Source organism: Actinoplanes solisilvae (genome assembly GCF_003999975.1).
GTDB lineage: Bacteria > Actinomycetota > Actinomycetes > Mycobacteriales > Micromonosporaceae > Actinoplanes > Actinoplanes solisilvae.
On sequence record NZ_RJAC01000014.1, the window covers coordinates 54,947 to 72,777 of the forward strand.

The 17,831-nt window shown below is 70.0% G+C and carries 16 protein-coding genes; 7 read left to right on the top strand and 9 right to left on the bottom strand.

The features are described from left to right. Nucleotides 1-107: 107 nt before the first annotated feature. The 6 genes from EER30_RS29260 to EER30_RS29285 all read left to right on the top strand — a co-directional run bounded on the left by EER30_RS29260 (nucleotide 108) and on the right by EER30_RS29285 (nucleotide 6,314). The gene (locus EER30_RS29260; RefSeq protein WP_205650472.1) at nucleotides 108-1,814 is read left to right on the top strand and encodes a serine hydrolase domain-containing protein; all 1,707 of its coding nucleotides are present in this window, start codon (nucleotides 108-110) and stop codon (nucleotides 1,812-1,814) included. Between the two features lie 13 nt (nucleotides 1,815-1,827). Further along, nucleotides 1,828-3,228, top strand: coding sequence for an N-acetylglucosamine/diacetylchitobiose ABC transporter substrate-binding protein (gene ngcE / locus EER30_RS29265; RefSeq protein ID WP_127503859.1), 1,401 nt, complete (start codon nucleotides 1,828-1,830; stop codon nucleotides 3,226-3,228). A gap of 3 nt (nucleotides 3,229-3,231) precedes the next feature. Beyond that, a complete protein-coding gene (locus tag EER30_RS29270; RefSeq protein ID WP_432417575.1) occupies nucleotides 3,232-4,137 on the top strand; it encodes a carbohydrate ABC transporter permease in 906 nt (301 codons plus the stop codon). A gap of 207 nt (nucleotides 4,138-4,344) precedes the next feature. Then, nucleotides 4,345-5,115 (top strand): carbohydrate ABC transporter permease, encoded by a 771-nt coding sequence (locus EER30_RS29275; RefSeq protein ID WP_432417576.1) that lies wholly within the window; start codon nucleotides 4,345-4,347, stop codon nucleotides 5,113-5,115. Between the two features lie 75 nt (nucleotides 5,116-5,190). After that, the gene (locus tag EER30_RS29280; RefSeq protein ID WP_240670378.1) at nucleotides 5,191-5,796 is read left to right on the top strand and encodes a nucleosidase; all 606 of its coding nucleotides are present in this window, start codon (nucleotides 5,191-5,193) and stop codon (nucleotides 5,794-5,796) included. Next, entirely contained in the window at nucleotides 5,793-6,314 is a 522-nt protein-coding gene (locus tag EER30_RS29285) for a DUF4262 domain-containing protein (protein WP_205650473.1), read from the top strand. The genes EER30_RS29280 and EER30_RS29285 overlap by 4 nt, the downstream gene beginning before the upstream one ends. 131 nt (nucleotides 6,315-6,445) lie before the next feature. On the opposite strand, the gene EER30_RS47375 is transcribed toward EER30_RS29285, so the two are convergent. Together EER30_RS47375 and EER30_RS29290 are read right to left on the bottom strand one after the other, a co-directional pair. Continuing rightward, a complete protein-coding gene (locus tag EER30_RS47375; protein WP_164842519.1) occupies nucleotides 6,446-6,592 on the bottom strand; it encodes a hypothetical protein in 147 nt (48 codons plus the stop codon). A 9-nt stretch (nucleotides 6,593-6,601) separates the two neighbouring features. Next, entirely contained in the window at nucleotides 6,602-7,804 is a 1,203-nt protein-coding gene (locus EER30_RS29290; RefSeq protein ID WP_349290892.1) for an amidohydrolase, read from the bottom strand. 140 nt (nucleotides 7,805-7,944) lie between these two features. Here EER30_RS29290 and EER30_RS29295 point away from each other — a divergent pair, with 140 nt between their 5' ends. Continuing rightward, nucleotides 7,945-8,121 carry a thiazolylpeptide-type bacteriocin gene (locus EER30_RS29295; RefSeq protein ID WP_127503864.1) on the top strand — a complete coding sequence of 59 codons (177 nt, stop codon included), beginning with the start codon at nucleotides 7,945-7,947 and terminating at the stop codon, nucleotides 8,119-8,121. 74 nt (nucleotides 8,122-8,195) lie between these two features. Here EER30_RS29295 and EER30_RS29300 read toward each other — a convergent pair whose 3' ends face one another. From EER30_RS29300 to EER30_RS29330, 7 genes are read right to left on the bottom strand one after another with little or no spacing between them, the layout of a single operon-like run. Beyond that, nucleotides 8,196-10,040 (bottom strand): TOMM precursor leader peptide-binding protein, encoded by a 1,845-nt coding sequence (locus EER30_RS29300; RefSeq protein WP_127503865.1) that lies wholly within the window; start codon nucleotides 10,038-10,040, stop codon nucleotides 8,196-8,198. Beyond that, nucleotides 10,037-10,792 carry an ABC transporter permease gene (locus tag EER30_RS29305; protein WP_127503866.1) on the bottom strand — a complete coding sequence of 252 codons (756 nt, stop codon included), beginning with the start codon at nucleotides 10,790-10,792 and terminating at the stop codon, nucleotides 10,037-10,039. The genes EER30_RS29300 and EER30_RS29305 overlap by 4 nt, the downstream gene beginning before the upstream one ends. Then, a complete protein-coding gene (locus tag EER30_RS29310) occupies nucleotides 10,789-11,709 on the bottom strand; it encodes an ABC transporter ATP-binding protein (RefSeq protein ID WP_127503867.1) in 921 nt (306 codons plus the stop codon). Before EER30_RS29310 ends, EER30_RS29305 begins: the two co-directional genes overlap by 4 nt. Next, entirely contained in the window at nucleotides 11,709-12,773 is a 1,065-nt protein-coding gene (locus EER30_RS29315; protein ID WP_127503868.1) for a metalloprotease, read from the bottom strand. The genes EER30_RS29310 and EER30_RS29315 overlap by 1 nt, the downstream gene beginning before the upstream one ends. Beyond that, nucleotides 12,770-13,738 carry a thiopeptide-type bacteriocin biosynthesis protein gene (locus tag EER30_RS29320; RefSeq protein WP_127503869.1) on the bottom strand — a complete coding sequence of 323 codons (969 nt, stop codon included), beginning with the start codon at nucleotides 13,736-13,738 and terminating at the stop codon, nucleotides 12,770-12,772. The genes EER30_RS29315 and EER30_RS29320 overlap by 4 nt, the downstream gene beginning before the upstream one ends. Next, nucleotides 13,735-16,299 (bottom strand): lantibiotic dehydratase, encoded by a 2,565-nt coding sequence (locus tag EER30_RS29325; protein ID WP_127503870.1) that lies wholly within the window; start codon nucleotides 16,297-16,299, stop codon nucleotides 13,735-13,737. The genes EER30_RS29320 and EER30_RS29325 overlap by 4 nt, the downstream gene beginning before the upstream one ends. Beyond that, complete coding sequence (locus tag EER30_RS29330; protein ID WP_127503871.1) at nucleotides 16,296-17,822, bottom strand: nitroreductase family protein; 1,527 nt, start codon at nucleotides 17,820-17,822, stop codon at nucleotides 16,296-16,298. Before EER30_RS29330 ends, EER30_RS29325 begins: the two co-directional genes overlap by 4 nt. Nucleotides 17,823-17,831 lie beyond the last annotated feature (9 nt).

Here is a 17,831-nt window from a genome sequence, read left to right on the forward strand (position 1 = left end):
TATGGCAATAACCTCCACCCCCCTTGCGCATCACGGAGGAAACAACCATCCTCGACGGATCGGCGTATTGAGAGGCGTTGATGATCAGACTTAGGTTGTTACTTCCCGTGTGCTTGATAGCGGCCGTCACCATCGGCTCGCCGGCGACGGCAGCGCCCGGCACGCCCGGCACTCCCGGCGCGTCCCCGGCCGACATCCGGTTCCGGCACGACGTGCTGCGCCCCGGCAGCGCCCGCCAGGCCGGCCTGCTGCCCGGTCCCGTCGCCGCGCTGCCCGGCATCGCGCGCTCCTATCTGGAACCCACCGCCGACCATCCGGGCCGTCCGACCTATGCGGGCGCGACCGTGCTGGCCGCCCATCACGGGGTCGTGGTCTCGCGGTTCGCAGTCGGTGACGCGGTCCGCTACGCCGCCGACACCACCGGCATCGTCGAGCTGCCGCCGGACCAGCGTGTCCCGGCCCGCACCGACACCCTCTGGGACCTCGCCTCGATCTCCAAGCTGTTCACCACGATCGTCGTACTTCAGCAGGTCGAGTCGGGCCGCGTGAGCCTGGACGCGCCCGTGGCGACCTACCTGCCGGAGTTCGCGAAAGAGCAGATCACCGTCCGGCATCTGCTCACGCACACCTCGGGCCTGCCGGCGTTCCTGCCGTTCTACTCGCGCTACCCCACGCCCGAGGAACGGCTGGCCGCCGCGATCACCACGCCGGTCACCGCCGGCACCGCGCCCGGCAAGCAGTACGTCTACTCCGACATCGGCCTGATCACGCTCGGCGTGCTGGTCGAGCGGGTCACCGGGAAGGCCCTGGCCACGGCGGTCCGCGACGGGGTGACCGGCCCGCTGCGCATGCGCGACACCGGCTACAACCCGTCAGCGCGCGAGCGCACCGCGGCCACCGAATATCAGCCGTACGTCAACCGCGGCATGGTTCGCGGCGAGGTGCACGACGAGAACGCGTGGTCGCTCGGCGGCGTCGCCGGGCACGCTGGCGTCTTCTCGACCGCCGACGACCTGGCGATCCTGTGCCAGACGCTGCTCAACGGGGGTTCGTACAAGGGCAGGCGGATCCTCTCGGCCGGGATGGCCCGGCAGGCGCTAATCAACTACAACGCCGACCTGCTGCCGCAATACCCCGACAGCGCGCGAGGTCTGGGCTTCGAGCTCGCCAAGCAGTGGTACATGGACGGGATGACGTCGCCGGTCACGTTCGGGCACACCGGGTTCACGGGGACGTCGGTCGTCATCGACCCGCTCGACCAGTCGTTCCTGATCCTGCTGAGCAACCGGGTGCATCCCGACCGCGCGTGGGGCAGCAACAACGTGGCCCGGCGCGCCCTCGCCCGGTCGTTCGCCGCCGCGCATCCCGTGCGTTCTCACGGGACGGCCTGGCGCACGTCGCTGGCCGACAACGCCGTCATGACCCTCACCGCGCCCCTGCGGCAAGAGGCAGACGCGCGGGCGAAGGCTTCCTTCCTTCTCTGGTACGACACCGAGCCGCGCAACGACACGCTGACGATCGCCACGTCCGCCGACGGCGTGACCTGGGTGCCCCTGCCGCTGACCCTGCGCGCGGGGTCTTCGCGGCTCGCCGCCGACGGCACGCTCACCGGCTTCGGCGGCCGCCGCTGGTGGCAGGCTTCCGCCGACGTGCCCGCGGGCACGACCGCGCTGCGCTTGACCTACCGCACCGACGCGACCTCACAGGGACGCGGCGTGCTCCTCGACCGCCTCCGGGTGACCCAGCCCGGAGCGATTCTCGTCGACGGCACCACCACCTACGCCGCCGACGGCTGGAACCCAACGCACACATAGGCGGGAGCCGACCATGACATACAGGATCAGCCGGCGCGGGCTTCTTCAGGGCGCGGCCGGGGTCGCCGCCGCGGGCACCCTGGCCGGGTGTGCCACGAGTGGCGACAGCTCGACGGACGCCGCCAAGGGCGAGGTCAGCGCGGCCAACCCGCTCGGGGTCAACGAGGACGCGCCGCTCGAGGTCGTCATCTTCAACGGGGGCTTCGGCGAGGAGTACGCCAAGGCGCACCAGGCCATCTACAAGGAACGCCACCCGAAGGCCGAGATCAAGCACTCGGCCACCCAGCAGATCGCCGAGACGCTGCAGCCCCGCTTCGTGGCCGGCGACCCGCCCGACGTCGTGAACAACTCCGGCGGCAGCCAGATCGACTTCAACGGACTCGTCGCGCAGGGCGCGCTGGCCGATCTCGGCGAACTGCTCGACGCGCCGAGCCTCGACGACCCGAACAAGAAGGTGCGCGACACTCTCCTGCCCGGGATCGTCGACGTGGGGTCGTACGACGGGAAGTTCCTGTCCTTGAACTACGCCTATTCGGCGTACGGGATCTGGTATTCGGAGAAGCTGTTCGAGGCCAAGGGGTGGGCGTACCCGAAGACCTGGGACGAGATGATCGCGCTGTGCAAGACGATCAAAGCCGCGGGGATCGCGCCGTGGACCTACCCGGGCAAGCACTCGCGCTACATGAGCTGGCCGATTCTCGCGGCGGCGGGCAAGATGGGCGGCGTCGAGGTCATCAAGGCGATCGACAACCTTGAGCCCAACGCGTGGAAGCACGAGGCGGTCAAAGCGGCGGCCGAGGCCTATTACCAATTGGCCGTCGACGGTTTCCTGCAACCGGGCGCCGAGGGCATGGACCACGTGCAGTCCCAGACCGAGTGGTGCCGCGGGAAGGCCGCGTTCGTCTCCTGTGGATCGTGGCTCGAGAACGAGCAGAAAGCCGTGACCCCGCCCGACTTCCGGATGGCGGTCGCTCCGACGCCCAGCCTTTCGACCAGCGACAAGCTTCCGTACGAGGCCTTCCGCGGAACGGGCAGCGAACCGTTCATCGTGCCGGCGAAGGGCAAGAACGTGCGCGGCGGGCTCGACTACCTGCGCGTGATGCTGTCGCAGAAGGGCGCGTCGGACTTCACGCGCAAGGTCAGCAGCCTCACCGCCGTGCAAGGGTCGAGCGAAGGCATCGAGCTGGGGCCCGGCCTCACCTCGGTGACCAAGCTGATCGACGCGTCCCAGGGCAGCGCGTTCACGTGGCTCTACTCGTCGTATTACCGCAAGCTCGAACGCGAGCGGGTCGACGCGGCCTGCGCGGAATTGTTCGCCAAGCGCATCACCGCCGCCGAGTGGTGCGACAAAGTGCAGAAGTCGGCTGACGAGTTCGCCCAGGACCCCGCGATCAAGAAGTACAAGCGGGTCTGAATCGTGCGCGGCAAACGGCTGTTCATCGCCGTCTTCCTGATTCCACCCCTGCTCCTGTACGGCATCTTCGTCGTCTCGCCGTACGCGCAGGCGTTCCAGATCGCGGGCACCGACTGGAGCGGGCTGTCCCCGACGTACGACTTCATCGGGCTGGACAATTTCCGGCGGCTGCTCGACGACGGCTACTTCTGGAACGCGTTACGGCACAACGGTTTGCTGCTCCTGCTGCTGCCGGTGATAACGATCCTGCTCGGGCTCTTCTTCGCCTCGATGATCGCCGTGGGCGGCCGCTCCGACCGGGTCGGGGTCCACGGCGTACGCGGGGCCGGCTTCTACCGCGTCGTCTACTTCTTCCCGCAGGTCCTGTCGGTGGCGATCATCGGCGTGCTGTGGAAGGAGATGTACGCCCCGCACACCGGCGCGGTCAACGGCCTGCTGCGCGCGGTCGGCCTCGATGGTCTCGCGGTGGCCTGGCTGGGCGACCCGCGGTTCTCGTTCTGGTGCGTGATGGCCGTGCTGATCTGGATGAACGTCGGCTTCTACGTGGTGTTGTTCAGCGCGGCGATGCAGTCGATCCCCCGAGACCTGTACGAGGCGGCGCTGCTCGACGGCGCGAGCCGCATGACTACGTTGGTCAAGCTCACCGTCCCGCTGGTGTGGGACACGATCCAGGTCGCCTGGGTCTACCTCGCGATCATCGCCATCGACGGCTTCGCCATCGTCCAGATCATCACCGACGGCGGCCCCTCGTCCTCGTCGGACGTGGTCGGCCTGCGCCTCTACAAGACAGCTTTCGCCGACGGCCAGTTCGGCTACGCCTCAGCCATAGGCGTGGCCATGTTCTTCCTGACCCTCACGGTAGCCGCCATGTTCCTGCGAGTGACCCGCCGCGATCGGGTGGAGCTGTAGATGACTGTCCGACCCTCCCCCGGCGAGACGCCACCCAACCACCTGAACCGTGCCCCAGCCCCAGCCCCAGCCGAGGCAACCGCCTCAACCCCTCCCGCGACCACCAGGTCAACCCCGCAAACCCCCTCCGCGGGGCCGCGCGCTCCCCGCCGTACGGTGCCGGTTTTTTCGCACTTTTTCCTCGCTGTCTGGGCTCTGCTGACGACGTTGCCGCTGCTGTGGGCCGTGCTCAGCTCGTTCAAAAGCGACAACGAGATCCTCACCGACCCATGGAGCCTGCCGTCGCGGCTGCGCTGGGAGAACTGGGGCCGCGCCTGGAACGAGGCCCACATCGGCCGCTACTTCCTGAACAGCGCGATCGTCGTGACCGGCGCCCTGATCCTGACGATGCTGCTCGGCGCGATGGCCGCCTACATCCTGGCCCGCTACAAGTTCCGCGGCAGCCGCCTCGTCTATTACGCCTTCGTCGGCGGCATGATGTTCCCGGTCTTCCTGGCCCTCGTGCCGCTCTTCTTCGTCGTGCGCAACCTGGGAATCCTCGGCACCCTGCCCGGCCTGACCCTCGTCTACGCCGCCTACTCGCTGCCGTTCACCGTCTTCTTCCTGACCGCGTTCTTCCGCACCCTGCCGACGTCAGTGGCCGAGGCCGCGATGGTCGACGGCTGCGGCCACTACCGCCTGTTCTTCCAGGTCATGCTCCCGATGGCCCGCCCCGGCCTGGTCAGCGTGGGAATCTTCAACTTCCTGTTCCAGTGGAACCAGTACGTCCTGCCGATCGTCCTGATGCAGGGCGAGGACGCCGAACAGAAATGGGTCCTGGCCCAGGGCCTGACCGCGCTCGCAGTGAACGAGGGCTACCAGGGCGACTTCAGCGGCCTGTTCGCCGGCATGACCATCGCCATGCTCCCGGTCATCATCGGCTACCTGATCTTCAACCGCCAGGTCCAGAGCGGCCTTGCCGCCGGTCAACTCCGCTGACCGCGGTGTGGCCCACTTCTCGCCGAGCCGATCACCCTGCCATGAAGAAGGCGAGGCCGTGTACGTCTTATCGCCGTGAACAAACTTATCGGCCGGATCCGGGACGATGCGCCGCTGCTCGTGGCCGCCTTCGAGGAGGAGGCTCGCCACCTCGAGACCGACCTCCCCGTGCTCATCACCGGGCTCGGCAAGGTCAACGCGGCGATGGCCCTGACCCGGGCGCTCATGGCCGCCACCGAGGAACCCTCGATGATCCTCAACATCGGCACCGCCGGCGCCCTGCGGGACGGTGTCACGGGCCTGCACGTCGTCCGCCGGGTCATTCAGCACGACCTCAACACCGAACTGCTGCGCTCGCTGACCGACCAGACGTTCGGCGGCCCGCTCGACCTGGCCGAGCCTGACGGTGTGGTCCTGGCCACCGGCGACTCGTTCATCGCCGACGACACGAGCAGAACCCGGCTCGCCGCCCGCGCCGACCTGGTCGACATGGAGGGCTACGCCCTGGTCAGCGCGGCCAACGAGCTGGGTGTCCCGATCCGCCTGGTCAAATACGTCAGCGACAACGCCAATCAGGAGGCCACCAAGACGTGGCGGCACGCGGTCAACTACGCCGCGAAGCAGCTCGCCTCCTGGGTGCACGCGAACGTGCCGGTCCCGGCGAATAATATGCAGCGGTGATCGAGTCCTCACGCGTCTGCCGCTGCGTCCTCTGCCACGACTACGGCGATCGCGACGACTACGACGCCGCCGACCGTGGCGTGATCGAGAACGTGGAGAAGTTCGGCTGGAGCGTCACCGGGGTCCCCTCGGACGACGACGGGCCCGGGTGGGCGTACACGATCGGCCGTTGGCACAGCCAGGGCCGGCCGGAACTGGCCATGTTCGGGCTCGACCTGGGTGTCATGCAGTCCTGCCTCAACACGCTCGGGTCACGTGACGGCCTGGCCGACGGTGACTCGCTCGACGATGTCATCAAGGGCTACCCGCTGCGTCTGCGGGCCGTCGAGCCGGACTGGTTCCGGGCGTTCTTCGGGCACGGCATGTGGTTCTACCGGCACCCGCCGATCCCGTTCCTCGAGGTGGTCTGGCCGGACCGCGACGGCGCCTTCCCCGAGGACACCGGCAGCCTGGCCCAGCCGCACCTGTGGCTCAAGCCCATCGACCACCCGAAAGGCGTCTGGACCCAGGACGTCTGACCGCCGATCTCGGCATCCCAGGCGGGTGTGGTCACGCCCGCAGCGTCTATCCGCGGCGACGATCGCGGGCGTCGGAGTTCTCCTCCTGTTCCTCGGTGTCGCCGTGATCGTGCCCCTGAGGCGCCGGGCATTCACTCGTTCTTCGTGATCTCGTTGCGGGGGCGGGCTTCCAGGGCGATGCGGGCCTGCTCACGCCGGTGGCGCAGGATCAGCCAGGTCATCGGGATGGCGAGGCCGGCCAGGCCCCACACGAGGGCCATCAACTCCCAGAACTTCAACGTTTCTGCCTAACTCGCGAGGGGCGAAGAGACCGATGCCGTACGGGCGGCGGCGGCCAGGGCCATCATTCCAGTAGAGAGCGCCACATCTATGTCCGGCGCGAAGGCCGGGCTGTGGTTTGTCGGCAGACCGGCAAGTTTCTCGGCCGCCGTCGCGCCCGGGGCGGCCCGCCATTGTCGTGGACCGATGACGCCGAGCATCCAGTAGCTGCTCGGAATGCTGTTTCCGAGCGTCAGCAGCGGAAAATCCTCCGACGCGAGGGACGGCGGCCACCAGCCGACCCGCTCGGGGCCGAACGCCTGCTCGTGAGCGGCCCGAATCCCGGCAGTCACGGCTCGATCGGCCACATAGGAGGCAGTGCGCGCGACGGTCGCGATCGCCGGCTCGCGGGGGCTGCCGGCGGCCTCGCACGCGGCCCGGACGAGGCGGGTCAATCTGGTGAGCACGCGGTCGAGTGTCGAGTCGTGCAGGGCGCGGATCGTCACGCCGAGGGTCGCGTGCTCGGCGATGACACCCGGGTGGTCGCCCGCGTGGATCGTGCCGACGGTCAGGGCCACCTGCTCGGCCGGGCTCACCTGACGGGCCACCACGGTCTGCAACTGCACGACGATGCTCGCGGCCAGCACCACCGGGTCGACGCAGAGGTGCGGGGTGGCGGCGTGCCCACCGCGTCCGGGGACCGTGATGTCGAGGGTGACGCAGGCGGCCGTCATCGGGCCGGCACCGTGGGCGATCATGCCGGCCGGCAGCGGCGCGGCGTGCTGGGCGAGGATCAGGTCAGGTCGGCCGAACCGGTCGTACAGGCCGTCGTCGAGCATCGCGGCCGCGCCCCGCAGGGTCTCCTCGGCGGGCTGTCCCAGGATCAGCAGCCGGCCCGGCCAACGATCCTGGGCCAGGTGCTCGGCCGCACCGGCCGCCGCGGCCAGGTGCAGGTCGTGCCCGCACGCGTGCATGACACCGGGAGTCGTGCTGGCGTACGGGAGACCGGTCTTCTCGGTGACCGGGAGCGCGTCGAGTTCGGCCCGGATCAGCACCGTCGGGCCCGGCCCGTTGTCGAGGACGCCGACGACGCCGTACCCGCCGATCCCGGTGGTGACCTCGCAACCGGCCTCGTCCAGCGCTGACGCGAAGCGGGCGGCGGTGCGCTCCTCCCGCCCGGAAAGCTCCGGATGGGCGTGCAGGTCGCGGTAGAGGGCGACGGGTGCAGGCATGTGATCAAGCCAAACGCAGGGCGCTGTCATCGGATGACAGCGGTTTGAGAGCGCGGCCGAGGGTGATCGGTGAGCAGCGTGCGGTGTGCTTGCCGGGAAGCCGGACGACCCCGGCCGGACCGCGACCGTGAGGAGCCACCATGGAGAACGAGACCGACCTCAACGCCCTCGCCGAGGAGATCATGGAGCTGGAGTCCGAGACCTTCTCGATCTCCGACTACGCCGACGCGTCCGAGGCGATCCTGGCCTCCTGCTCCTCGTCGGGCACGACCTCGACCTGCAGCAGCACGACCTCGACCACGAGCTGCTCGGCCTGATTCGCACCACGACGTCGGGCCGCCCGGTGGGTGGCCCGACGTTTTGCCTGCCAGGTTGCCTGCCACGTTGCCTGTCAAGGGAACGGATGCGGCACGAGGCGAAGGTCGCCGACGGTGAAGCCGGCCGCCGCGGGCGCGGTTCGCAGACGCGGCATGTGCGGTGCCCGCTGCCGCCGCCAGCCGAAGTCGATCGGCAGCAACCCCGGCACGATCGTGCAGACCGAATGCAACCCGATCGCCGCCTGCTCAGGTGTTGTCTGGTCGACGACAATCGCTTCCAGTTCCCGCGTACGCAGGAGGTCCAGCACGCGCCGCAGGTCATCGCGCAGGTCCATCGTGCGCGGGCGCTCGGCGTAGAGCCGGTCCGCGGGAAGGCCGGCGTCGTCGGTCAGGTAGCTCGCGGCGTGAACGGCCATCCGCGGCAGGCCGAACAGCGCTGAGTGATCAGGCAGCCGCTGCACCAGCGAATAGTCATCAGCCATCGCCTCAAGTTCAGACCGGCGACGCCGTACGGTGGAAGGCTGGTGCGGGACATAGGTGAGCGTCTCGGCCAGCGCACCCGCGAGCGCCTGCGACGGGTCGAGATGCGCGGCCGCCGCGAACGACAACAACCCCGGACCGCCGTCGTGCCGGACGGCGACGCTCGTGACCACCGGTACGTCGAGGTCGATCCGATTGTCGTACGCGTAAAGCCGGTAGCCCTGCAGCTCGGCGCGGTCGGCCATCGCGCGCACGGCGGGTGGGCCGGAGTCGAGGTCGATGCGGGGCAGGGTCAGGTCGCCGTACCAGGCGAGCAGGAAGGCGTCGCGCTCGATGAGCTCCAGCAGTCCGAAGAGGATCGCCTCCTCCAGGCAACTGCCGGTGGCGCAGCCGCTCGACGAGGAGAGCAGGAAGGTGTCGCCCGCGGCCGGCGAGCTGTAGAAGCTGAGCCGCCGGGGAACCAGCACGGGCCCGCCGGTGTGCAGGTTCTGCCCCCACACCCAGGGAATCGGCCGCCGGGGGTCGAAGGGTTGCAGGATCGGATCGGCGTCGTAGACCGCGTCGGGCAATCGCCCGCAGCGGTCCGGGTGCAGGGCCTGGTCGCCGAGGTCGTCATAGGCGGCGACGACCGGGGTCAGATTGCGGCGGCGGTGGGTTCCCGCATACCGCTCAAGGCCTTCCAGGTAAGCCAGTGACCTGCTCTTCGCATATCCGGTGGTCTGACCGCTCCAGGAGACGTCGAGCAGCCCGCCGTAGCCCCGGATGAAGACGCTGCCGTTCACCGGCGCGGTCGTCGGCGAGGTGATCGTGAGCTGGGTGCCCGCGCCGAGCACGCCGCAGACCGGGTTGACGAGCGCGGCCTCCGGCATCGCATAGTCGGCCGGCGCCCGCAGCCGGTAGACATCGGGGCCGGGTTTCGGCCGGGGCTGCAGCTCGAACACCACAGGCACGTCAGGCTGGGCGTCCGAGCAACCGGGACAGAGCGGCTCGGCCAGCATCGGATAGCTGTCGACCCGCAGGCTCCCGAGATCGAGACGGGAAACAGCACGGTCGGGTGAGAAAACGCTCGCGTAGGAGAGGCGGTAGAGGTCCCAGACGGCGTCGACGTGAAAGGCGGTCAGCTTCGGCCAAGGCCCGGTCGCGGCCATCCGGTCGCCGGTCTCGAGGGCGTCGCGTTCGCTGCGGCCGCGTAGTCGCTGCCATCGGATGGCCAGGCAATGCCCGCATCCCCCGGCCGGGCCGATCAGCACGGCGGCGGCGCTGAGGTGCACGTTGGCGTCGCGTCGATCGGGCCCCGCCGCGTCACCGCCGCCCAGCCTCGCCACGCGCGGTTCGGGGCCGAGCGGCTGGGCCTTCCAACGGGTGTGCAGGTGATCGGCGAGGTGGACCGCGGCGGCGGAGAGCGGGGTGGGGCGCGCCGCCGCCACGGGAGCGGTCACGAGTTGTTGCTCCAGCGGAACGTCCGTACGCCGATTACGGCGAAGACGGCGCCGAAGGCGAGCAGCGCGGCGCACGACACCAGGTAGTCGGTCATCGTGCCGAAGCTGGTGAAGGCGTACGCCATGCCGTCGTTGACGTAACGCAGCGGCAGCGCCTTGGAGATCCCCTGCAGCCAGCCGGGCATCAGCTCGAGGGGGTAGAACGAGCCGGAGAGGAAGGCCATCGGCACCACGATGCAGTTGGCGATCGCGGCCACCGCCTCGGCCGTGTTGGCGCGGGAGCCGACGATCAGCCCGAGGGCCAGGAACGCCGTGACCGCGAGCAGCATCGTCGGGATGGCGAGCGGCCACGTCGCGTCGGGGCGCATGCCGAAGCCGGGCAGCATGGCGACGCCGACGAACAGCACGCTCTGCGCCACGCCGATGGCCAGCGCGACCACGTAGCGGGAGCCGATGACCGACCACAGGCTGGCCGGGGAGAGCCGGATGATGCGCAGCAGGTCGTCGTTGCGCCACTGCATCAGCGTGAACGACACCCCGAACAGCGCGGCGCTGGCCAGCCCCCACGAGAGCACGCCCGGCGCGATGTAGTCGATGTAGCCGCGTCCGGTGTCCCCCACCTCCTGGCCGCGGAAGATCAGCCCGAAGATGACCAGGAAGACCAGCGGGAAGGCGAACGTGAAGAACAGGGTCGTGGCGTCGCGGACGGTCGCCTTGTAGGTGGCTCGGGACAGTGCGGCGTATGCGCTCATGCCTGCGGTGCTCCGGTCAGTTCGAGGTAGACGTCTTCCAGGGTGGCGGGCCGGGTCTCGACGTCGTCGAGGTCGCCGAGGGCGGCCAGCACCCGCGCGGTCTGCGTGGTGTGCAGCACGATGCCCTCGTCGGCCACGACGTCGACGCGGTCGACGCCGTCGAGCTCTTCGGCCTCGAGAAGCGTCAGCCGCCCGGCCGGGACGACCAGCCGCGTCCCGATCCCGGAGCTCGCGATCAGTTCGCGCGGGCTGTCGAGGGCCAGGACCCGTCCCCCGGTCAGGATCGCGACCCGGTCGCAGAGTCCCTGAGCCTCGTCGAGGTGGTGGGTCGTGTAGACGATGGTCTTGCCGGTCGCCTTGAGCTTGCGCAGCATCGCGCCGAGGTCGCGGCGGGCCTGCGGGTCGAGGGCGGCGGTCGGCTCGTCCAGGAAGATGACCTGCGGGTCGTGCACGAGGGCCGACGCGATGGCCAGCCGCTGCCGCTGGCCGCCGGAGATGTTGGTGACCCGCACGTCGCCCGAGCCGGTCAGCCCGACCAGTTCCAGCGCCCGCTCGGCGGCGGCCGGCGGCAGGCCGTAGAGGGCGGCCACCGTCACCAGGTGCTCCCGCGCGGTCAGCCGGGTGAAGAACGCCGAGCCCTGCGTCTGCACCCCGATCAGCGGCAGCAGTTTGAGGTTGCGCGGCGCCGGCGACATGCCCAGCACGGTGACGCTGCCCGAGTCGGGAACCCGCAGACCCTCGATCATCTCGATGAGGGTGGTCTTGCCCGCGCCGTTCGGGCCGAGCAAACCGAAGAACTCGCCGCGGCCGATCGAGATGGTGATCTCGTCGACCGCTCTCACCTCGCCGTACGACTTGCTCACGGCGTCCAGCACGATCGCTGGACCGTCGGTGGATGACATGGGATCGCCTTTCATCAATTTTTTCGGGTACGGGGCCGGGCCAGCCAGCCGGCGATCGTGAGTCCGACGACAGCGGCCGGCAGAGCGTAGGCGAACCCGCCGAGCGACGGTACGAGCAGATAGCCCGCCACGAATATGACCAGCCCAGCGACCGCGGCGACCGCGAGGAGCCACCAGGCCGCGAAAAGTCCGAGTTGGACAGCGACGGTCCGCGGATAGCCACGGCCCCGGCGAAGCACGAAGCGACGGCTCTCCTGGGCCAGGTTCAGCAGACCGAACGAATGGCTGACGATCTTGTAACCGTCCAGCGGCGGCAACGGGATGACGTTGACGATCGTCTGAACGGCGGCCACCAGCACGTACGCGCTGAAGAGGGGACCCGGCACGACGGCGAGCACGGCGCCGACGAGCATCAGGACCAGCCCGTTCGCCACCGCCCCGGCCGCCGCGATCATCACCTGCCGCGACCGCCGCGGCAGGTAGAGGTAGTCCTCCACCCGGCACGTGAGCAGGAGCAGATTGATGCGCGTTACGGTTGCTCCGAAGTGGACGGCCACGATGCCGTGCGCGAATTCGTGCAGCGCCGCGCCGGCCCAGGCGAGCACCACCAGCGCGACCAGACTGAGGGGGTCGCCGAACGCGGGCCGGGCATCGTGCCAGAGCGGGCCGATCCTCAACGCCACGACCACGAGTACGACGGCCACGAGCACCGCGAGCAGCGTGAAGACCGACGGATGCAGCAGCCATCGCAGCCGCCGCGCCCAGCCGGCGAGCCGTACGGAACGGGGCTGAACCTCCACGAAGGGGGTCGAGAACAGGTCACGCTCGTGCAGCAGCCACAGCAGCCGGGTCCAGTGGTCGTCGCCGAGCCGGCGACCGTAGGCAACCGCGTACTCGGCTCCGATCTCCTCGAGGGAGCGCGTCCCGTCGAGGCGGCGCATGAGGAACTGTTCCTTGGGCGATATCTCGTACGCTCGTCCGCTGTGCCGGTCCTTGACCAGGTAGACCGTGTCGGGTCCGCGTTGCAGCGGCCGCGAGAAGACGAGGTCCTCGCGCAGCCGGGGCCGCTTGGTCTTCACGCGGTGACCACCTGTTCGCGCAGCACGCGGGCCAGCAGATAGGACAGGTACGCCTCGTCGCGGATCGTGGCGTGCAGCCGGTTGTTGGTCATGTGCAGATAGGGCGAGAGCAGCGCCGTCAGCGGATCGGCGAAGCCGTGGCCGGGCAGCGCGAGCACCTTTGCCCGCAGCTCGACGGCGTGCGCACCCCACCCGCGCAGGAAGCCCGGCAGCCGTCCCGTCTCGCCCCGCCCGACGAGGTCGAGGATCCGGCGCACCCGGCGGCCCAGTTCGACGGCGACCCCGTCGTACATGCGGGTGTATTCGTCGGTGCCGATGAGGTTGGTGCCGGTGAAGGCGCGGTGCCAGAACTGGTGGTAGCGGTCGAAGAACTCGGTCAGCTCGTCGCGGTCGGGCTGGAATGTGCCGGCCAGAACGGTCATGAGCTGCGCGGCGGTGCCCAGCAGCACGGGGCGCAGGTGCAGGTTCATCGACGAGACCGCGTGCAGCACGGTGTCGGTGGAGTGCCGGAAGTGCCACTCGGCGAGCTCGACGCCGGCCGGCCCGCCGTACTTGGCGTACTCGGGCTCGTAGGGTCGATAGGAGTAGGAGTTGTTGGGCTGCAACAGCATCTGCCCGTTGCCGTCGACCAGTTCGGCCGGCCGCCCGGCCGGGAACTCGAGCGCGAACAGGATGTCGTAGAGCTCCCGCAGATATCCGGTGCCCATCGCGTAGAGCGCGGGCCGCTTGGCCAGGAACCGGCTGATCGCGGCTTCGGCGTACGCCCGGACGGCTGGTTCGTCGTCCGGCGTGCGCGGCTTGAGGCGCAGCCGCACGTGCGGCCCTTCCAGCCAGTAGTTGATGTAGAAGTGGCCGTCGAGCAACTGCTGGTCGTTCAGCTCCCGGATCAGCGGCGCCACACACTCGACCAGCAGCGGCTGGGGGTTCGCGGCGTAGAAGACGTGCAGCGCGAGCCACTTGCTCATCGGTTCTCCTCGAAGGTCTCGACGGCCAGCTCGCTGACGTGTCCGCCGGCGGCCAGCTCGCCGGCGGCGGGCAGCATCTCGCGCAGCACAACCCGATCGTCCGGGCCGTCCAGTGAGGACCGGAACGCCTGCAACGACAGCGGGCTCGCGAAATCGACGTACTGCGGCTTGGGATTGGTCATCGAACGGGCCGGATAGACGGTGGCGAAGACCTGTTCGGGTACGCCGTGACGCGCCCGCCACCGCCGCCAGCCGAGGAAGGCCGCGGGGTCGGCGCCGGGGTCGCCCGTGCCGGGCAGGTCACCCACACGGGCCGACCAGCTTCGACGGGCGAGCACGACGTTGCCGACGCGCAGGCGGGGGCGGGTGGTGACGCCGTCGGTGCTCGCCGTGGAGGGCACGCCGCGCCACACGTCGAGGCGGACCATCGACGCCGGCGAGAGCAGCAGGAGCGTACGGGGAATCTGGGGCAGGGCCATCGGAACCAGGTAACCCAGGTAGACCGGCACGATCTCCTGGCCCAGGCGGGTCGAGCGCAGCACGATGCGGTCGGTCGCCGGGTCGTGCACCAGGGTGAGGTCGTCCAGGGTCAGCCGGCGGTCGGCGGGGACGCTGCTGGTCTCGCCGGGGCAGACGATGACGTAGTCGGTGAGCCGGTCGTGCAGGTTCAGGTTGGTGGTGGCCGCTCCCCCGGTCAGCTCGGCGAAGACCGCGCCGGGCGGGGCCTTCTCGGCTGCCTGGGTGCGCAGCCGCTCGGCCAGGGTCGGGGTGTCGTCGTCGAAGCAGTGGGTGAAGCGGCTGAACGGGAACGAGAGCCCGCCGAACGACTGGTTGAGCACCAGCAGCGGGCCGTCGTCGCGCAGGGCGAGCTGAACGAAATGCCCCTGCGGGCCGGTGGCTGCTCCGAGCAGGGAGCCGACCTCGTCCAGGAACGACGCCGGAAGGGTCAGCTCGGCCGCGGCGGAATCCTCGGCGAGGCGGGCCGCGAAGAGCTGACGGGCTTTGTCGAGCGCGGTCATCTCGGGCCGGCCGAGCCAGTTCTCCTCGGGCGTGTACGTGCCGTCCTCGGCGAACGGGCGGCGCCCCGAGGTGTACGAGCTGTACTGGTCGTACAGGTCGTCGTGGAAGTCCTCGACGAGGCGCAGCAGGTCGTCGCAGCGGCCGCCGACGCCGAATCGGGCCAGGAAGAAGCCGTGGAACATGATGCGGTGCGGCCGGTTCTGGTCGAAGGCGGGCAGGACGCGTTCGACGGCGGCCAGGTCGGTGGCGATCAGACGCTGCCAGGCTTCGGCGCCGACGGTGACAGGCTCGCCCGCGACGCGGCTGTCCTCGTAGAGCAGCGTCTGCGGCAGGCTGGGACCGCCCAGGCCGGCCAACGCCGTGCGCAGCCGGCGCAGCAGGTCGCGGCGCTGGTCGAGGTCGCCGTCACGGTAGGCGTCGACCAGTTCGGCGATCTCGTGCAGGCGGGCGGCGAGCTGGTCGGCCCAGGGCCGGTCGAGCTGTCCGAGGGTGGCGGCGAGCGTACGAACGGGGTCTTTGACGTGAACGTCGGTGTCGAGGCCGACCAGGCGGAGCATGCCCAGCCGCAGCAGGGTCGACAGATAGGTCTCGCCGTCCTCGTGGGTGGCCCCGGTGGCTGTGCGGAGCCGGTCGACGAGGTCGGCGCAGCGCATCGTGCCGCGCTGGTGGAGCAGGGTGGTGAGCTCGTCCAGGATGCCGCTGCGGCGCAGGAAGAAAAGGCCGTCGCGCACCGAGTCGAAGCTGACCGCGGCACTGTCGTCGCCGGTCGTGACCCAGTGCCGCACGTAGCGGATGCGGTCGGCGTCGTGGAGCCAGCCGGGGGTCAGCTCGACCGACAGGTCGCCGCGCCGCTGGGGGTCGGCGCTGATCAGCTCGGCGAGGCGGGCGACCAGCACGACGTTGAGCCGCACGTGCCGCTGCCACTGCTCGCTGAGCTCGAGTTCCAAGCCGCCGTCGGTGAAACGGCCCAGGGCGACGGCCGTGAACGTGCTGAACGGGCTGGTCTTGCAGGCGGTGCGGTACAGGTACGAGAGCAGCGAGCGCTCGACCCGGCGGGTGCGCTTGTTCGCGGGGCGGGTCAGTTCCGGGGGCTTTCCGAGCTGCTCGTCCAGGGTGGGTGAGGCGAGTTGGAGCCCGCCCCGCAGGCGCGGCTCGTCGGCGAGACCCCACAGGTGCCTGCGGGCCCGGGTCGAGTCGGCCGCGAAGACCGCGGCGCCCTCTTCTTCGCGACGTGCGAGCAGCGCCCGCAGGTCCAGCCACTCCCGCACGGCCGGAAGACCGGCGAGTCCCGGATCGGGATTGGCCGGCAGCACGTTGTTGAAGATCTGGCGGCGCAGGGTCAGCAGCCGCCGCCGGGCCGCCTCGTCGTCGTTGTCGTTGACCAGCTCGTACAGGAGGTCGCTGACCTCGGCCGCGCCGACCGCGAGCCGCTGCTCCAGGGCGAGCACTTCGTCGGCCCATGTGCACGTCGCAGGGGCGCGCAGCGGGTCGACCGCCGAGAGCGGGAGGCCGGCCACGCGGGCCACGAACAGGCTGCTCACCGCAGCTCGAAACGGTAGTCGCCCAGGGCCGCCCGGTCGTGGCCGGCGAGCATGATGAGCAGCGGGAACTCGTCGGTCAGGCCCAGCTCCTCGACGTAGGAGACGCTGTCGAAGCCGAGCGCGACCCCGGCGCCGAGACCGAGGGCGGCCGCGGCGGTGTAGAAGGTCTGGGCGATCGCGCCGACGGTGGCGTTGACGAGGTTGTAGCCCCGGTCGCCGACGGCGTCGAGCACGGCGTGGGTGCGTACGGTCGGGACGAGCACGACCGCGGCCTGTTCGAGGTTGTAGTTGGCCAGGAAGTAGTTGCGCTGCAGGAACTCCCCCGGCGGGCCGCTTGCCACGGTGACCAGGCTGTGCTCGGCCGGGTCGTAGACGTAGCTTCCAGCCGGTACGTCGGCCACGTGGTTGACGAAGGCGTAGACGCGGGCCAGCGGTTGGTCGGCGGCGGTGGCCCGCAGCAGCGCGGCGAACTGGTCGGCCGCCATCGGCCGGGCCAGGAAACGGCCGAAGCTGCTGCGGCGGGCGGTGAGGGCGGCTTCGAGGGGCACGGTCATCGGCGCGGGAGCGGGCAGGCGGGTGCCGCCCGGCGGTGCCGGATGGGCTTCCGCGGCGGCCAGGGCCTCGGGGGCGGGCCGCTCGACCGCATCGGCGGTGGCCCGATTGACCTGGCGCAGGGTGTCGAAGGTGAGCAGGGTGCGGGAGCGCTCCTGATCCCGGTGGCGATTTCGCACGGGTGTGTTGCTTTCCCGCCCCGGCATGGTCCAGGTGAGCGGGACGACGGCGAACAGCGCCTCGTCGTCGACGTCGAGCCCGAGCAGGTCGCCCACGGCCGCCTGGTCGAACCAGAACACCGGCCGGATCCGCCGCCCCTGCCCGCCGGCCCAGAGACGCCAGGTCTGCAGGATCGTGCCCACGTCCATCGACACCGCGTGGTACGAGAAGTTGTTGTACTTGAAGGCGTTCTGCCAGTACTTCACGCCGATCACCAGGAACTGGCCGGTCGGCTGCGGCGGGTCGACGGCCGCGTTGACCCGGGCGCTGACGTCACCGGCGAGCATCCGCTGCATCGCATGGCGGGCGTGCGCGTAATAGTAGACGCCGGGCGTGACCCCGGCCCCGGGCCCGGCGATCCAATAGACGCTGCACGGGTAGAGCCCGCCGCCCGAGGCCGTGCCGCGATGCCAGTTGGCGTGCGCATAGGACGGCAGCGCGGCCAGGTCGGTGTTGGCCTGGATGCCGAGGCGACGGCCCAGAAGCCCGTACGAGTGGTGAAGCATCCCGGCCAGCAACGGCAGCGTGAACGGCTCGTCGACGTCGCCCGCACCGGTCAGAGCCGTGTCCACATCGGCGCCCGCGATCGGGGGCGCGGGCAGCCCGAACGCGCTCGCCCGCGGGTAGTACTTGCCGCGGCGAGGAGCGTCGCCCCAGTCGGGCGTGAAGTCGGCCGGCGGCATCGGATCACGACCGCGGCGCAGGATCGCGGTCGCGTAGGCGTGGGCGAGGCCGGGTTGGTCAGGCGTCATGGCAGCACC

Coding starts and splice junctions, on each gene's coding strand:
- ngcE (WP_127503859.1), top strand. CDS start 1,828: ATGACATACAGGATCAGCCGGCGCGGGCTTCTTCAGGGCGCGGCCGGG.
- EER30_RS29290 (WP_349290892.1), bottom strand. CDS start 7,804: ATGCCTGCACCCGTCGCCCTCTACCGCGACCTGCACGCCCATCCGGAG.
- EER30_RS29295 (WP_127503864.1), top strand. CDS start 7,945: ATGGAGAACGAGACCGACCTCAACGCCCTCGCCGAGGAGATCATGGAG.
- EER30_RS29305 (WP_127503866.1), bottom strand. CDS start 10,792: ATGAGCGCATACGCCGCACTGTCCCGAGCCACCTACAAGGCGACCGTC.
- EER30_RS29310 (WP_127503867.1), bottom strand. CDS start 11,709: ATGAAAGGCGATCCCATGTCATCCACCGACGGTCCAGCGATCGTGCTG.
- EER30_RS29320 (WP_127503869.1), bottom strand. CDS start 13,738: ATGAGCAAGTGGCTCGCGCTGCACGTCTTCTACGCCGCGAACCCCCAG.
- EER30_RS29330 (WP_127503871.1), bottom strand. CDS start 17,822: ATGACGCCTGACCAACCCGGCCTCGCCCACGCCTACGCGACCGCGATC.